The sequence below is a fragment of the Pseudomonas sp. GLN_2 genome, assembly GCF_043106005.1.
GTDB classification, from domain to species: domain Bacteria; phylum Pseudomonadota; class Gammaproteobacteria; order Pseudomonadales; family Pseudomonadaceae; genus Aquipseudomonas; species Aquipseudomonas alloputida.
The window spans coordinates 37317-52368 of record NZ_JBICMC010000083.1 but is presented as its reverse complement, the minus strand read 5'-3'; the positions used below and the strand labels follow the sequence as shown (position 1 = coordinate 52368).

Annotated in this window: 13 protein-coding genes; 11 read left to right on the top strand and 2 right to left on the bottom strand. The window is 62.1% G+C overall.

Annotated features, from left to right (window positions below; translation table 11 throughout):
- Positions 1–62: 62 nt before the first annotated feature.
- Positions 63–950, bottom strand: coding sequence for a LysR family transcriptional regulator (locus ACF8Q6_RS19835; protein WP_014860458.1), 888 nt, complete (start codon positions 948–950; stop codon positions 63–65).
- Between the two features lie 95 nt (positions 951–1045).
- Between ACF8Q6_RS19835 and ACF8Q6_RS19830 the strand changes: the two genes are divergently transcribed.
- From ACF8Q6_RS19830 to ACF8Q6_RS19780, 11 genes are all read left to right on the top strand, one after another.
- Positions 1046–2488 carry an aldehyde dehydrogenase family protein gene (locus tag ACF8Q6_RS19830; RefSeq protein ID WP_047602995.1) on the top strand — a complete coding sequence of 481 codons (1443 nt, stop codon included), beginning with the start codon at positions 1046–1048 and terminating at the stop codon, positions 2486–2488.
- A 13-nt stretch (positions 2489–2501) separates the two neighbouring features.
- Positions 2502–3488 (top strand): dipeptidase, encoded by a 987-nt coding sequence (locus tag ACF8Q6_RS19825; protein WP_003254063.1) that lies wholly within the window; start codon positions 2502–2504, stop codon positions 3486–3488.
- Between the two features lie 55 nt (positions 3489–3543).
- A complete protein-coding gene (locus ACF8Q6_RS19820; protein WP_004576485.1) occupies positions 3544–5094 on the top strand; it encodes a BCCT family transporter in 1551 nt (516 codons plus the stop codon).
- Positions 5095–5120: 26 nt separating this feature from the next.
- Positions 5121–6815, top strand: a complete 1695-nt coding sequence (locus tag ACF8Q6_RS19815) for a hypothetical protein (protein WP_392493954.1) — start codon at positions 5121–5123, stop codon at positions 6813–6815.
- A 2-nt stretch (positions 6816–6817) separates the two neighbouring features.
- Positions 6818–7513, top strand: a complete 696-nt coding sequence (locus ACF8Q6_RS19810; protein ID WP_392493953.1) for a DUF3726 domain-containing protein — start codon at positions 6818–6820, stop codon at positions 7511–7513.
- A 27-nt stretch (positions 7514–7540) separates the two neighbouring features.
- On the top strand, positions 7541–7912 hold the full coding sequence (locus tag ACF8Q6_RS19805; protein ID WP_012052761.1) for a RidA family protein: 372 nt from the start codon (positions 7541–7543) through the stop codon (positions 7910–7912).
- Between the two features lie 432 nt (positions 7913–8344).
- Complete coding sequence (locus ACF8Q6_RS19800; RefSeq protein WP_392493952.1) at positions 8345–9754, top strand: circularly permuted type 2 ATP-grasp protein; 1410 nt, start codon at positions 8345–8347, stop codon at positions 9752–9754.
- Between the two features lie 3 nt (positions 9755–9757).
- The gene (locus ACF8Q6_RS19795) at positions 9758–10708 is read left to right on the top strand and encodes an alpha-E domain-containing protein (protein ID WP_012052764.1); all 951 of its coding nucleotides are present in this window, start codon (positions 9758–9760) and stop codon (positions 10706–10708) included.
- Complete coding sequence (locus ACF8Q6_RS19790) at positions 10705–11484, top strand: transglutaminase domain-containing protein (protein ID WP_392493951.1); 780 nt, start codon at positions 10705–10707, stop codon at positions 11482–11484. The genes ACF8Q6_RS19795 and ACF8Q6_RS19790 overlap by 4 nt, the downstream gene beginning before the upstream one ends.
- Before the next feature lie 73 nt (positions 11485–11557).
- Complete coding sequence (locus ACF8Q6_RS19785) at positions 11558–12280, top strand: peptidase (protein WP_392493950.1); 723 nt, start codon at positions 11558–11560, stop codon at positions 12278–12280.
- Positions 12281–12528: 248 nt separating this feature from the next.
- Positions 12529–13878, top strand: a complete 1350-nt coding sequence (locus ACF8Q6_RS19780) for a D-serine ammonia-lyase (protein WP_392493949.1) — start codon at positions 12529–12531, stop codon at positions 13876–13878.
- 43 nt (positions 13879–13921) lie between these two features.
- Here ACF8Q6_RS19780 and ACF8Q6_RS19775 read toward each other — a convergent pair whose 3' ends face one another.
- Entirely contained in the window at positions 13922–14536 is a 615-nt protein-coding gene (locus ACF8Q6_RS19775; protein ID WP_392493972.1) for a hypothetical protein, read from the bottom strand.
- Between the last annotated feature and the right edge of the window lie 516 nt (positions 14537–15052).

Here is a 15052-nt window from a genome sequence, read left to right as displayed (position 1 = left end):
CGGGCGTGCGTTTGCGAACCTCAGTGCCGGCCATGGCGCGCCATGCCCCTACGGCCAAGGAATCAGCCAGCCTTCGCCAACTGCACTTGCAGAAACGCCATCAGTGCCCCCGCCACAGGTGACAAGCTGCGCCCTTTGCGGGTGAGCATGCCGATGTGCCGTTCTACCTTGGGCTCCACAAGGGGCACGAACGCCAGTTTTTCGTTCTCCTGCGGAAAAGCGAGGTACGGCAAGGTACTGATCCCTACCCCCTCCTCCAGCATGGCGATCAACGAAATCATGTTGGAAATGAACAGCCGGCTATCGGCCAGCAAACCCTCGGCCTCGGTACCCGCCAGTAATTGCGAGGTACCGTTGCGGATCATCGGCACGCCCAGCAACTGCGCCCAATGCAGCTGCCCCCCCGCCTGCGCCAGCGGGTGGTCGCTGCGGCACACCACGCCAACCTGATCATTCACGATGGGGGCGAATTCGAGCTGGTCATCGTCCACCCACAGGCTGCTGATGCCGAAATCAACCTGCCCTTGAGCGAGCAACTGCTGCACACGTTCGGCCGTGCCGTCCTGAATGCTGACCTGCACATTGGGGTGCGCGGCCACAAAGCGGGCCAGCGGCCCTGGCAGCATTCGGCTGGCCACAGAAGGCACGGTGGCGATGCTGACCTGGCCGATTTCATGCCGGGCAAACAGCATGGCTTCACGCGCAATACGGTCATGGTGCTCGATCAAGCCACGAAACAACGGGAGGCAATGCTCGCCATATGGCGTCAGCTCTACCCGGCCACCGCCCTTTTCGACCAGTGCCTGCCCCAGCTTCTGCTCCAGTTCACGCAGGGCCAGGGATATCGCAGGCTGGGTGCGAAAGGCCTGGCGGGCGGCCGCGTGGAAACTCTTGTGTTCGGCGACCAGTACGAAGTAACGCAACTGCGCGATTTTCAGCTCGGGCAACATGGTTAGCATTCCTTATCAAAGCATTTTTTTTATTAATTTTTATTTGCTGCATATTGCTCGCATGATGAATGCCATGCAAACGGAGGCGTTCATCCATGTCACACAAGACCTACAACAACTACATCGATGGCCAGTGGTGTGAAGGCCACGCCACTTTGGGCAACTACAGCCCCTCGGACACTGGCGACCTGATCGGCCAGTACCATCAGGCCAGCGCCGAACAGGCCCGCCAGGCCATTCAGGCCGCCCGCGCCGCTCAACCCCTGTGGGCCGCCACTGGACTGGAAAGCCGCCAGCAAGTGCTGATGGCCATCGGCGACGAGCTGATCGCCCGCAAGGAAGAACTCGGCGAACTGCTGTCGCGAGAAGAAGGCAAACCCTTGGCCGAAGGCATCGGCGAGGTCAACCGCAGTGGCCAGTTCTTCCATTACTACGCCGCCGAAGTGCTGCGTCAGATGGGCGAGACTGCCGCCTCGGTGCGCCCAGGGGTGGACATCGAAGTGCATCGCGAACCGGTGGGTGTGGTGGGCATCATTACCCCATGGAACTTCCCCATGGCCACCGCCGCCTGGAAAATCGCCCCGGCCTTGGCCTTCGGCAACGCCGTGGTGTTCAAGCCGGCCAACCTGGTGCCGGCCAGTGCCTGGGCGCTCACCGAGATCATCAGCCGTCAGGGCCTGCCCAGCGGTACCTTCAACCTGGTGATGGGCAGCGGTGCCGACGTCGGCGAGGCCCTGATCGAGTCCGCCGAGATCGATGCCCTGACGTTCACCGGTTCTCTGCAGACGGGCCGACGCGTAGCGGTGGCCACCGCCGGTAACCTGGTGCGCTGCCAGCTGGAAATGGGTAGCAAGAATGCCCTGGTGGTCATGGACGACGCCGACCTCGAACTGGCCGTGGAATGCGCGCTCAACGGGGCCTTCTTTGGCACTGGGCAGAAATGCACTGCGTCATCACGGCTGATCGTCTGCGACGGCATCCACGACCGCTTCGTCGAGGCGCTGCGCCTGCGCATGCGCCAGCTCAAGGTCGGCCATGCACTGGAGGCTGGCGTCCAGATCGGCCCGGTAGCTGACGCGCGCCAGCTGGAACAGAACCTGGCCTACCTGCAACTGGCCCAGGCCGAAGGCGCCACCCTGATAGAAGGCGGCGAGCGCCTGCAATTGGCCTCCGATGGCTACTACATGCGCCCGGCCTTGTTCATCAACAGCCGCAACGACATGCGCATCAACCGCGAGGAAGTGTTCGGCCCCATCGCCTGCGTGATCCGCGTGCGCGATTTTGAAGAGGCGCTGGCCACGCTCAATGATACCGAGTACGGCCTCACAGCCGGGATCATCACCCAGTCGCTGCGCCACGCCAGCCACTTCAAGCGCCGCGCCCAGACCGGCTGCGTGATGGTCAATCTGCCCACCGCCGGGACCGACTACCACGTGCCATTCGGGGGCCGCAAAGCCTCGAGTTTCGGCCCCCGGGAACAGGGGCAATACGCTCGCGACTTCTACACCGTGGTCAAGACCACCTACCTGCGGCCCTGAAGGAATACATGCCATGCACGACCTTTTGATGATCGACGGCCTGCAGTACTCCAACTGGAGCCAGGAAATATTCCAGCAGATGCAGGCCGGTGGCCTGAGCGCGGTGCACGCCACCATCGCCTACCACGAAAACGCCCGCGAAACCCTGTCACGCCTGGGCGAGTGGAACCGCCGCTTCGAGACATGGCCCGAGCTGATCCGCCCGGTGCGCACGGCCAGCGACATCCGCCTGGCCCACGAGGAGGGCCGGGTGGGTATCTTCTTCGGCTTCCAGAACTGCTCGCCGATCGAGGACGACATTGCCCTGGTGGAGGTTTTCCGCCAGCTCGGGGTGTTCGTCATGCAGCTGACCTACAACAACCAAAGCCTGCTGGCCAGCGGTTGCTATGAGCGCGAGGACAACGGCATCAGCCGCTTCGGCCGCCAGGTGATCGCCGAAATGAACCGCGTCGGCATGCTCATCGACATGTCTCACAGCGCCGAGCGAAGCACGCTTGAGGCCATCGAACTGTCCAGCCGACCGGTGATCATCTCCCACGCCAACCCTGCCAGCTTCCACGCCGCCAAGCGCAACAAATCCGATGCGGTGCTACGCGGGATCGCAGAGTCCGGCGGGCTGCTGGGCTTCAGCACCTACCCGTTCCACCTCAAGGGTGCCTCGGACTGTAGCCTGGAAAGTTTCTGCGACATGGTCGCGCGCACCGCCGACCTGATGGGTGTGGAGCACATCGGCATCGGCACCGACCTGTGCCAGGCGCAACCCTTGTCTGTGCTGGAATGGATGCGCAACGGCCGCTGGAGCAAGGACAAGGACTACGGCGAAGGCTCCAGGGACAACGCCAACTGGCCGGCGCCCTTGCAGTGGTTCCGCGACAGCCGCGACTTCCGCAACATTGCCCAGGGCCTGCGCGCCCGCGGCTTTGCCGAGCACGACGTGGGCAACATCATGGGGCTGAACTGGTTGCGCTTGCTGGAGACCGCCACCACGGCACAGGCCTGAACCCCTTGCACGGACAGCATCAACAATAAAAAGAATCGCAGGTTCCGGAGGTTTCATGAAAAACCCAACTACCTTGCAGGCCGACGGCCAGGCCATGGGCCTGCCTATGGCACGCGATATCGACTGGCCGTTGTTCCTGATCAGCGGCGGATTCCTCGGCGCCTTCCTGCTGGCGGCGCTGATCGACATCGACACCGTGTCGGCGCTGGTCAATACCCTGTTCGCCTGGTCGACAAAGGCCTTTGGCCTCTATTGGCAAGTGCTGATGCTGGCAACCTTCGCCGTCAGCCTGTTCATCGGTTTTTCCAGGTGCGGGCGTGTACGCCTGGGCGGGGTCACCCAGCGCCCGGACGTCAGCACCTTCAACTGGATCGCCGTGATCATGTGCGCCCTGCTGGCAGGTGGTGGCGCCTTCTGGGCCGCTGCCGAACCCTTGATGCACTTTGCCAGCCCACCGCCCTTCTTCGCCGGCCTGCAACCGCACAGCGAAGCGGCGGCCACCGCGGCACTGGCGCAATCGTTCGTGCACTGGGGCTTCCTGGCCTGGGCCGTGCTGGGCAGCCTGCTGGCGATCGTGCTGATGCACCTGCATTACGATAAAGGCCTTCCGCTGGCGCCGCGCACCCTGCTTTACCCCCTGTTCGGCCAGCGAGCGCTCAAGGGCCCGATCGGCACCTTGGCCGACGCTGCCTCGATCATCGCGGTAGTGGCCGGCACCATCGGTCCGATCGGTTTCCTTGGCCTGCAGATCAGCAGCGCCATGCACGCCGTGTGGGGGCTGCCCAACACTATCGTCACCCAGTCGCTGACCATTGTCCTGGTGACCGCGATGTACACCGTCTCGTGCCTGGTGGGCCTCAAAGGCATCCGCTTTGTCAGCGAGATCAACGTCTGGTTGATGATCGGCCTGGCCCTGTTCATGGTGGTATTCGGACCGACGCTGTTCATCCTCGGCGGTTTCCCGGCGGCCTTTGCCCTGCACGTGGAGCACTTCATCCCCCTGACGATGTTCCGCGCCGACCCCAAATGGCTGGACTGGTGGACGGTGTTCTACTGGGGCTGGTTCATCGGCTACGCGCCCATGGTGGCCCTGTATGTCGCGCGGATCTCGCGGGGCCGCACCATCCGCGAGATCATCATGACGCTGTCGATCATCGCACCGCTGGTGACCATGTTCTGGTTCACTGTGGTGGGCGGTACCGGGATCGGCCTGGAGCTGCAAACGCCAGGCATCGTCACCGCCCATGGCGCCAAGCCTGAAGACCTGTTGCTGGGAGTGACGCAGCACCTGCCACTGGGTGGCCTTGTCAGCGCGCTGTTCCTGTTCTTGAGTTTCATCTCGGTGGCCACCAATGGCGACGCCATGGCCTTCACCGTGGCGCTGGCGATGTCCAGCAACGATAAACCGAAGAAGTGGTTGCGCGGTTTCTGGGCAATCGGCATGGGCTTGGCGGCGGTGGTGCTGATCACCATTGGCGCAGGCGGTGTGACGGCCCTGCAATCCTTCATTGTCATCACCGCGGTGCCGGTGTCGCTGGTGATCCTGCCAGCGCTGTGGGATGCCGTGCGCATCGCTCGACACATGGCCCGTGAACAAGGCGTCTGAACATGATCCATCCAGGTACAACAACAATGCCCAACAGCGTGCCTGCATTACCCGCGTTGCGCCCTGCCAGCCAAGTCATGGACCTGGCCCGGCTGGGTAGCCACTTCCAGAGCCCGCTAAGCTTCGTGCGCAGCAGCATGCGGCGGATGATGCAGCAGCGCTGGCAAATCCGGCGCAGCTGTTTCGACCTCGATGGCCAAGGCTTCGGCACTGCGATCTACCGCATCGAAACGCCAAACGGCCATTACCACTGCGTGATCTTCTCGGCCTACCTGCCGCCCGAAAAGCGCAGCGATCGAGTCATCGCCGACCAGTGGGACGTCAGCTTCGTGCTGGTGGCCGGCGATGTCGACTCGGCACAACTGGCCGACCTGCAACGCAACGTGCCGCTGCAGGAAGCCGGTCGCTTCGATGCACGCGTGCTGGTGTTGTCGCGGGCCAACCGTAGCTTGCGCAATTTCGACCGGTTTCTGGCGGCGCTGGCAGAAGGACGCCAGCCCGATCCACAACAACTGGCTGAAGTCGGCTACCTGTATCGCACCACAGCGGTTTACGGTAACGGCAAGTTCGGCATCGCCGATTTTGGTTGCCTGCAAGATAACCCGGACTTCAACCAGCCGTTCAGCGCGCAGATGTTCACCGTCTACCTGCTGCGACACTTCAGCATCGAGCAGATCAACCACATGGCCCGGGCACTCGCCCCGCAGCGGGCAGTGCAACTGGCCCCAGCGCTACAACGCTACCTGGGGGTCGGCAACGCGACCGGGCTGGGAATGGCCCCTTTTCTGATCAACCACCCTCAACTGGTGGAGCACTGGATCAGTACGCGGGAAACGGCCCTGGCCCTGGTGCTGGCGCAGTCGGCGGAGCCCGACCAATTGGCACGCCTGCAGCAATTGCTGGCGCGCGCCCAGTTGCACCTGAGCCAGTCCCGGACCGAAGACCAGCGCCAGCATGAGCAGAACCTGCAAACCTTGGCCGAGCTTGCTTTACTGGCCACCTGGCTTGGCACGCAAGCCGACGGCGCGGGCCTTTGGCCGCGCCTGCTGGCCTGGGCGCAATTACACACGGGGGTGGGCTGCCAGGAGCTTCTGGTCAGCCTGCTGCTGGAGCTGTACCCCGAGCAGGTCACGCCCCTGGCCGAGCACATGGGGGTCAACGAAAGCTGGCAGCTGGACGCCCAGATGCCCCTTGGGCAACTGCGCCAGCTCATCGAGCAGCAGTATGGCTGGGCGTTGCGCTACGACTTCAGTGCTGCCGATGCGGAGCACTTCTTCTGGTACCGCTCAGCTGAAAAAGAAGAGCCGCGCCTGGGCATTCGCGCAGAGGAGCCAGGGGCCGAAAAAGAAATGCAGCTGGGTATTGCCCGCAATATCCAGCAGTGCCATGGCGCGCTGCTGGAACACCTGCAACGGCAGCCTCAGGCGCTGACCGCTCACTTCCTGATCGCCCAACCGAGGTTCAAGGGCGCGGTACGCCGCCTGCAAGGCATGGCAAAAACAAACTTCGGTGAAATCCGTGTCAATCTGCTGGCCCGGGACATGCTGCCGATTCACCTGCTGCGCTGCAAACTGGCATTTTTCGGCGCGGGGAAATTCGACCCCAAGTCAAGCCGCTGGGTGCGTATCACGCTGTTCCAGGGCGCGCCGCTGGTCAGCGACATCGGTCAGCCGTTCGCAGACGACTGGAATTTCGCAGTCATGCCGCAAAGGGAGCTTTGACCATGCGCGTATCGCTTAACGAAATACAGGTGATGTGCCGCAAGGCATTCGAAGGCATGGGCTTCGCCCCGGGCGACTGCGAGGATGCCGCCGAACTCGTGGGCTGGTTGCAACTGCAGGGGCTTGATGGCGTCGGTGCACTGGAAAAGGCGTTGCTTTATCTGCAAGCCGAAGCTGCACGGCCTTACGCCTTGTGCCATGAGGATAACGCCCTGCTGGTGATCGACGCCAAGGGCCAGAGCGTATTGCGCTGCGCCGCGACGGTGGTGGAACTGGCGGCAGCCAAGGCCATGCGCTGTGGTCAGGCCGAACTGCGCATCCGCCACTGCCACAACCGTTTGCTGTTGCTGGGCTACCTGAGCCGGGCAGCTGTGCAGGGGCTGCACGTGCAAGCCCGCTGGGAGGACGCCCGCCAATACCACCTGGCCGATTTTACCGCCGGCATGCCGCGCCCGGAACTGAGCAGTGAAGCCCGGCCCCGGGGCATTGAAGCGGCCGCGCAAGACGTAACGGTGCTGTTCACCCGAGCAGGCCAGACCGCCCAGGCGATAACCGACCCGCAACGCTCACTGCAGCAAGGTTTTACCGTCAACGAACATACCTGGCAAAGGCTCAGGCAGCTGGCCGAACACATCCTTGTCGAGAGCACCGATGCCTCACGCCGCCACGGTGCAGGCGGCGGCAGCGACGCCGACTGAACACCCTAGCCACTGAGGAAACAACCCATGAAGCATGCAATAAAGACCGAGCTGTTCGCCTCCAGGGCGCCATTGGAATGGGCGGTCGTCGGCAACGGTACGTTGTACACGGCCCAGATCCCAATCGATACGCAGGGCCAGGTGGTTGCCGGCGGCATCGAGGCACAGGCCCGCCAGACACTGGACAACCTGCGCCATACCCTGGAAGCCGCTGACAGCTCGCTGGATGCCGTGACCCAGGTACTGATCTACGTCACTGACCGCCGCTATCTGGCAACTGTAAATGCCGTGTACGCCGAGTATTTCCAGGCACCCTATCCCAACCGCGCTGCCGTCGTGGTGGCGGGCCTCGCCCGGGAAGAAATGCTGGTGGAGCTGGTGGTCTACGCCTGCCTCTGAGGGCCTGAAGGCGCTCGCCTCGCGATATTCAGCGTTTGTTCAATCGGGTGCCGCCCGCGCGGCACTCGATGCATGCCCCCTTCCCCCAAGTCATGCACCCGGACTATTCCCTTTTTCTCCCGCCGGGCACCGGCCTGCGCCCCATTACGGTTCAAAACCCGCGCCCGGATCAAAAGCGCCCTTTTTTGATGCGCCGGCCCTTGCGGCCAGGCAGCACACATCGGGTGCGCCCCTCACATTTCCTGCATCGCCAGAACCGCCAGGGGTATTCGGCACTTTTATTGCACAGACTGGTTGTACTCAACGCATAGGCAATCTACCGAAACCGAGGTTAACGCGAGACACAGCTCCCACTTACCCCAGCAAGGCAGCACCCTGAAAGACGCAGATGAACCGCAATGAAGCTGCCGGCAACGGCGGCAAGGAGTGGGTATGTCCCGGGCTTTTTTCAATGAAATGTACGAAGCGGACGGCAACTGCCGCCCGCATTACCAGGAGTTCGCCCGCTGGCTGGCCAACACCCCGCTGGAGTTGCTGGAACAGCGCCGACGCGAGGCCGACCTGCTGTTTCACCGCGCTGGCATCACCTTCACCTTGTACGGCGACAAGCAGGATACCGAGCGCCTGATCCCCTTCGATATCATCCCGCGCAGCATCCGCGCCAGCGAATGGCGCACGGTCGAGCGTGGCTGCATTCAACGGGTACAGGCGCTGAACCTGTTCCTGCAGGATATCTACCACGACCAGCACATTCTCAAGGCCGGCATCATCCCGCCAGAGCAAGTGCTGGCCAACGAGGGCTACCAGATCGCCATGCAGGGCCTGGACCTTCACCGTGGGCTGTATGCGCATATTGCCGGTGTCGACCTGGTACGTGACGGCGATGGCAGCTACTTCGTGCTGGAAGACAACCTGCGCACCCCCAGCGGCGTCAGCTACATGCTCGAAGACCGCAAGATGATGATGCGCCTGTTCCCCGAACTGTTTGCCGCCCAGCGCATCGCGCCCATCGATCACTACCCCAACCTGCTGCTGGACACGCTCAAGAGCGCCAGTCCACTGGACAACCCTACCGCGGTGCTGCTCACGCCCGGCCGTTTCAACAGCGCCTATTTCGAGCATGCTTTCCTGGCCCGGGAAATGGGCATCGAGCTGGTCGAAGGCGCAGACCTGTTCGTACGTGATGAGCATGTGTACATGCGCACCACGGCCGGCCCCCATCAGGTGGACGTGATCTATCGTCGCCTGGACGACGACTACCTCGACCCGCTGTCCTTCAACCCTGACTCGATGCTGGGCGTGCCGGGGCTGATCTCGGTTTACCGCGCCGGCAATGTGGTACTGGCCAACGCCGTCGGCACTGGCGTGGCCGATGACAAATCCATCTACCCCTTTGTCGACGACATGATCCGCTTTTACCTGAGCGAAGAACCGATCCTGAACAACGTGCCGACCTGGCAGTGCCGCAAGCCGGCGGACCTGTCCCATGTACTGGCCCACCTGCCCGAACTGGTGGTCAAGGAAACCCAAGGTTCCGGCGGCTATGGCATGTTGGTCGGGCCCGCCTCGACCAAAGCCCAGATCGAGGACTTCCGAGCGCGCATCAAAGCCCGCCCGCACGTCTATATCGCTCAACCGACGCTGTGCCTGTCAACCTGCCCGACCTTCGTCGACAGCGGCATCGCACCGCGTCACATCGACCTGCGCCCGTTCGTGTTGTCGGGCAGTGAAACCCGCCTGGTGCCCGGTGGCCTGACGCGCGTGGCGCTCAAGGAAGGCTCGCTGGTGGTCAACTCGTCGCAAGGCGGCGGTACCAAGGACACCTGGGTGGTGGAGGACTGAGCCATGCTTTCGCGAACCGCTTCCGACCTGTACTGGATGTCCCGCTACCTGGAGCGTGCAGAAAACCTCGCGCGCATGCTCGAGGTCAGCTACTCGCTGTCGCTGATGCCCCAGGCCGGGCGCAGCGACGGCCATGCCGAACTGGCAATGTCGCTGATGGCCTCGGGCATGCTGGACGACTACCTGCGTCGGCACAATGAACTCGACACCGAGCGCATGCTGCACTTCTTCGCCCTCGACGCCACCAATCCCAGCAGCATCTATTGCTGCCTGCAGGCCGCCAGAACCAATGCCCATGCAGTGCGCGGCCGTATCACCGCCGACATGTGGGAGAACATCAACGCCACCTGGATCGAAATGCGCAACATTGCCAGCAACGGCCTGGGTCGCTACGGCATCAGCCAGTTCTGCGACTGGGTCAAGGAACGATCACACCTGTTTCGCGGTGCGACCTCCGGCACCATCATGCGCAACGATGCCTACAGCTTCATTCGCCTGGGGACCTTCCTGGAGCGGGCGGACAACACCCTGCGCCTGCTCGATTCGCGCTATGAAATGTTCGGCGAGGCTTCCGAAGAGGTCAGCGACGACTCCGCCCGCGGTTATTACCAATGGAGCGCCCTGCTGCGCGCGCTGACCTCGTATGAGGCCTTCAACGAGCTCTATCGCGCCGCGCCCAGTGCCCGGCCGGTGTCCGAACTGCTGCTGTTGCGGGTAGACGTGCCGCGCTCGCTGCATGCCTGCATCGAGGAACTGGACCTGATCCTGGCGGGCCTGCCGGGCAGTACCGGGCGTGCCGCCCAGCGCATGGCCGCCGAACTGAATGCGCGCCTGCGCTACACCGCAATCGACGAAATCCTCGATGCCGGGTTGCACCCCTGGCTGAGCGACTTCATTGGCCGCATCAACCAACTGGGCCAGGCCGTCCATCACTCCTACCTGGAGGTTGTATGAAACTGTCCATTCGCCACGACACGACCTATAGCTACGCCAGCGACGTGTGCAACAGTATCCAGTTCCTGCGCCTGACGCCGCGCAGCAGCGAACGCCAGCGTATCAATCAATGGCAACTGGACCTGCCCTGCAAGGTCAAGGGCCAGATCGACCCTTACGGCAACATCCTGCATGTGCTGACGCTGGACAAACCCCATGGCCACCTGGCGCTTACCGCACACGGCCAGGTCGAGATCGACCCGGATTGCGAACACGAAACCGAGAGCCAGTCGCCCCTGCCGTTCCTGCGCGGCAGCCACCTGACGCAGGCCGACGACAACCTGATTGCTTTCGCCGCCCGGCAATGTGGCAGTCACCGCGACCGGGCAGCACTGATCGGGCTGATGCAAGGCCTGGCCGAGCACATGCCCTACAGCCCTGGGGCCACGTCGGTGGGCACCACGGCCATCGAAGCCTTCAGCGGTGGCGCAGGCGTGTGTCAGGACCACACCCACGCCTTCCTGGCCTGCGCACGCAGCCTGGGGGTGCCGGCACGCTATGTGTCCGGCTACCTGTGCACCGAGGACGAACAACACCTGGCCAGCCACGCCTGGGCCGAAGCCTGGGTCGACGAAGCCTGGTACAGCTTCGACATTACCAACCGCCTGACCCGGCCAGAGCGTCACCTGAAGCTGGCGGTGGGCCTGGACTACCTCGATGCCTGTCCGGTCAGGGGCGTACGCCGCGGCGGCGGCGCCGAATCGATGCAGGCCAGCGTCCACGTGCATCGCCAGTGACAGGCTGGCGTCAGACCGGTCTTGCCGCGCGAGTGCGGCAAGACCCTTCCACACGCAACACAAGGGAAACCGCATGACTTACTGTGTCGCCATGCACCTGGAGGACGGGCTTGTCTTCATCAGCGACTCACGCACCAACGCCGGCATCGACCAGATCTCCACGTTCACCAAGTTGTTCGTCTTCAGCGTCCCGGGCGAGCGGCTGATCGTGCTGCAGACCGCTGGCAATCTGGCGACCTCACAGTCGGTGGTAAACCTGCTGCAGCAACGCACCCAGGGCAACGGCCCCCACCTGCTGAACGTTGCCACGCTCTACGATGCAACGGTGCTGGTCGCCGACACCCTGCGCGAGGTGGTCAAAAGAGACCGCAGCAAGCTCACGGCCGATATCGACCTTAGCAGTTCATTCATCGTCGGTGGCCAGATAGCCGGCGGTCCCAAGGCCATCTACAACGTGTATGCACAAGGCAATTTCTTCCAGGCCACACCGGACACCCCGTTTCTGCAACTGGGTGAAAGCAAGTACGGCAGGCCAATACTCGACCGCAACCTGGATTACCGCACGCCGCTCGATGAAGCGCTGCGCTGCGGCCTGATTTCGTTCGACTCCACCATCCGCAGCAACCTGTCGGTGGGCATGCCGCTGGACTTGCTGGTGTACCGCAACAACAGCCTGGAAAGCATGACGCGCAAGCGCATTACCAGCGACGATGCCTATTACCAGCAGATTCGCAGGCAGTGGAGCGACGGCTTGAAAACCCTGCTGGCCGAACTGCCAGCGCCGCCTTATGGCTGAACACGCAAACGGTTCAGATCCTTTGCCTGGACCGGCCCCTGCGCGGGCTTGCCCGATCCCACAGGTACTGTGCAAGCCTTCAAGGCTGTGATGTCCTGTGGGAACGGGCGAGCCCGCGAAGGGGCCGGTACAGGCAACACCTCAGTAAAGCCAATGTGTAATGTTCGAGACTCCGTGGGTTATCCTGCCCCTTCCCCCTGTCACGAGACTGCTGCAGGCGGACAACAGACTGCACTGCAGGTGAAATCATGATTCACGGAAAAACCCTGGAAGCCTGGCAACAAAGCCACCCGATCATCGCCGAGCTGGTTGCCCTGAAGCAGACCAGCTGGTTCAACCCTGGTATCGCCAAGGCTGCAGAAGCCCTGCACGATGTGGGCCTGACGGCTACCGACGTGCAAGCGGCCAGCGCGCGGCTGCAGCGGTTCGCGCCTTACTTGGCCACTGTGTTCCCCGAAACAGCCGCTGCCGGCGGGGTCATCGAGTCGCCTGTCATCCCGCTGCCACAGCTGCGCCGGGTGCTTGTCGAAGAAGGATCACTGCAGAACGCAGGCAGCCTGTGGCTCAAGGCGGACAGTGACCTGCCCATCTCCGGTTCGATCAAGGCCCGGGGCGGTATCCATGAAGTGCTCAAGCACGCCGAAGACCTGGCCCTGGCGGCCGGATTGATCACGCCAACGGATGACTACACCAAACTGGCGAGCGACCAGGCCCGCGCATTCTTCAGCCAGTACACGATCGCCGTGGGTTCGACCGGCAACCTGGGGCTGTCGATTGGCATCATGAGCGCCAAGCTGGGTTTTAAGGTGAGCGTGCACATGTCGTCAGACGCCCGGCAATGGAAGAAGGACAGGCTGCGGGCCAACGGCGTGACCGTGGTAGAACATGCGTGCGACTACAGCGTAGCGGTCGAGCAGGGTCGCCAGCAGGCGGCTTCAGACCCCAATTGTTATTTTGTCGACGACGAAAACTCCCCACAGCTGTTTCTCGGCTATGCCGTCGCCGCCGAACGGTTGGCGCGGCAATTCGACCTGGCTGGCATCCAGGTGAACGCAGATCACCCCTTGTTCGTCTACCTGCCGTGCGGCGTAGGGGGCGGCCCGGGCGGTGTCGCATTCGGGCTGAAGCTGGTGTTCGGCGATGCGGTGCACTGCATCTTTGCCGAACCCACCCACTCCCCCTGCATGCTGCTGGGTGTCTATACCGGCCTGCATGATGAAACCTGCGTGCAGGACTTCGGCATCGACAATATCACCGCCGCAGACGGCCTGGCGGTCGGGCGCCCATCAGGGTTTGTCGGCAAAGCCATGCAGCGGCTGATCGATGGTTACTACACCGTGACCGACGAAGAACTGTACCGTTTGATGGTCATCGCCCATGAGCAGGACAAGGTCAAACTGGAACCTTCGGCCCTGGCCGGCGTACCCGGTATGCTGCGGGTGCTGCACGCCGGCGAATACCTGGCTCGCCAAGGCTTCACCCCAGCCCGGCTGCAGCAGGCTACCCACCTCGTCTGGGGAACGGGGGGCAGCATGGTGCCGGAAGATGAGTTCAATGCCTATCTGGCGAAAGGGCGCAGCGTGCAGGCAAACGCGTAACCGCGAGCGCCGCTTCGCGGCGCCGTTGCAGTGCCTCAGGCCATCAGCAAGGAATGCCCGCCAGCGGCCACACAGGTGCTGGTGTCGCTTTGGCCATATTGCGTTTTCGCGCCCACTGGGTCAGTGCGGCCATCAGGGCAAAGCCAAGCAGGATCATCACCGGATACGCCAACAGCAACTCGGTCAGCGAATACTTCCAGGCCAGTGGCCGACCGACGCCCAACATCGCTGCATATAACCAGGAAACACCTGACAGTGCGCCAGAAAACAGGGCAAACATCCGCACGCCTATATTCAGGTCAAGCAAGGAACCGGCCTTGAGCAAGGCAGGTAATACATAACGATGCAACAACATGCCATTGAAGGTCAGGAGCAAGACAATAATGACCTTGGCGTGAAGTTTGGGATTGGCAAAATAACTCATGCCTTTTTCAAGGTAATCGATGCCAATGATCGCGGCACCGGTAAGCCACAGGAACATCAAGGCATTGGCAACGGACGCTTGCAATCGCGCCATGTGCTTACCGTCATGGCGGGCCTGTTGATGCCCCTTCAACAAGTCCCTGACCATCTCGGCATCACTGGTAAATACCAGGCCGATGGCAACACAACAGGCCAGTAAATGAACATAAATGACCGACAACCGCACCAGCTCCATGGATTCTTTCTGCCCGAACAGGCTAATAATTGTATTAAACTCCACGTCGAATTCTCCACGTAATGCATCAGCGCTAGATGGCCTTGCAACAAGCATGCGTACGGCTTGATCGCACCGGGAAGACCAAATTCATATCGTTAATTGAAACAGCGAATGGTTACTCAATTGCACACAGTGGCTCAACCGTTGAGCCTCGGTTGGGCATGGCGTTACTCCATCGTCAGAGGTAAAAAAGCCCGTGTGCATCCCTGCGATTCAGATCAAGTTGAACGTCCATTACGTTCTGGGGAGAGGTGCGAAGTGCGCTGCTTGAAGAACACACTTGCTGGCAAATATGAGCGACCCACTGGCAAATCGTTCATTTCTTGAGCAAAAGCACCGACCAGCGGTATTTAAAGCCGTATTAGTTAGTTTACTAACTTCTTGCAAGCTGACCGAATGGTAAGTTTTATAGACCCGTGGATCCAAACTCCGCGACAGGCCATTTAAGTGCTCTATTTCGCTGAGTGGTGAACG

What these genes read in the sequence shown, in the direction of transcription:
- ACF8Q6_RS19790 (WP_392493951.1), top strand. Translation starts at nt 10,705, where the DNA reads ATGAAACTGTCCATTCGCCACGACACGACCTATAGCTACGCCAGCGAC.
- ACF8Q6_RS19800 (WP_392493952.1), top strand. Translation starts at nt 8,345, where the DNA reads ATGTCCCGGGCTTTTTTCAATGAAATGTACGAAGCGGACGGCAACTGC.
- ACF8Q6_RS19815 (WP_392493954.1), top strand. Translation starts at nt 5,121, where the DNA reads ATGCCCAACAGCGTGCCTGCATTACCCGCGTTGCGCCCTGCCAGCCAA.
- ACF8Q6_RS19795 (WP_012052764.1), top strand. Translation starts at nt 9,758, where the DNA reads ATGCTTTCGCGAACCGCTTCCGACCTGTACTGGATGTCCCGCTACCTG.
- ACF8Q6_RS19810 (WP_392493953.1), top strand. Translation starts at nt 6,818, where the DNA reads ATGCGCGTATCGCTTAACGAAATACAGGTGATGTGCCGCAAGGCATTC.
- ACF8Q6_RS19805 (WP_012052761.1), top strand. Translation starts at nt 7,541, where the DNA reads ATGAAGCATGCAATAAAGACCGAGCTGTTCGCCTCCAGGGCGCCATTG.
- ACF8Q6_RS19780 (WP_392493949.1), top strand. Translation starts at nt 12,529, where the DNA reads ATGATTCACGGAAAAACCCTGGAAGCCTGGCAACAAAGCCACCCGATC.
- ACF8Q6_RS19820 (WP_004576485.1), top strand. Translation starts at nt 3,544, where the DNA reads ATGAAAAACCCAACTACCTTGCAGGCCGACGGCCAGGCCATGGGCCTG.
- ACF8Q6_RS19785 (WP_392493950.1), top strand. Translation starts at nt 11,558, where the DNA reads ATGACTTACTGTGTCGCCATGCACCTGGAGGACGGGCTTGTCTTCATC.
- ACF8Q6_RS19835 (WP_014860458.1), bottom strand. Translation starts at nt 950, where the DNA reads ATGTTGCCCGAGCTGAAAATCGCGCAGTTGCGTTACTTCGTACTGGTC.
- ACF8Q6_RS19830 (WP_047602995.1), top strand. Translation starts at nt 1,046, where the DNA reads ATGTCACACAAGACCTACAACAACTACATCGATGGCCAGTGGTGTGAA.
- ACF8Q6_RS19825 (WP_003254063.1), top strand. Translation starts at nt 2,502, where the DNA reads ATGCACGACCTTTTGATGATCGACGGCCTGCAGTACTCCAACTGGAGC.
- ACF8Q6_RS19775 (WP_392493972.1), bottom strand. Translation starts at nt 14,536, where the DNA reads ATGGAGCTGGTGCGGTTGTCGGTCATTTATGTTCATTTACTGGCCTGT.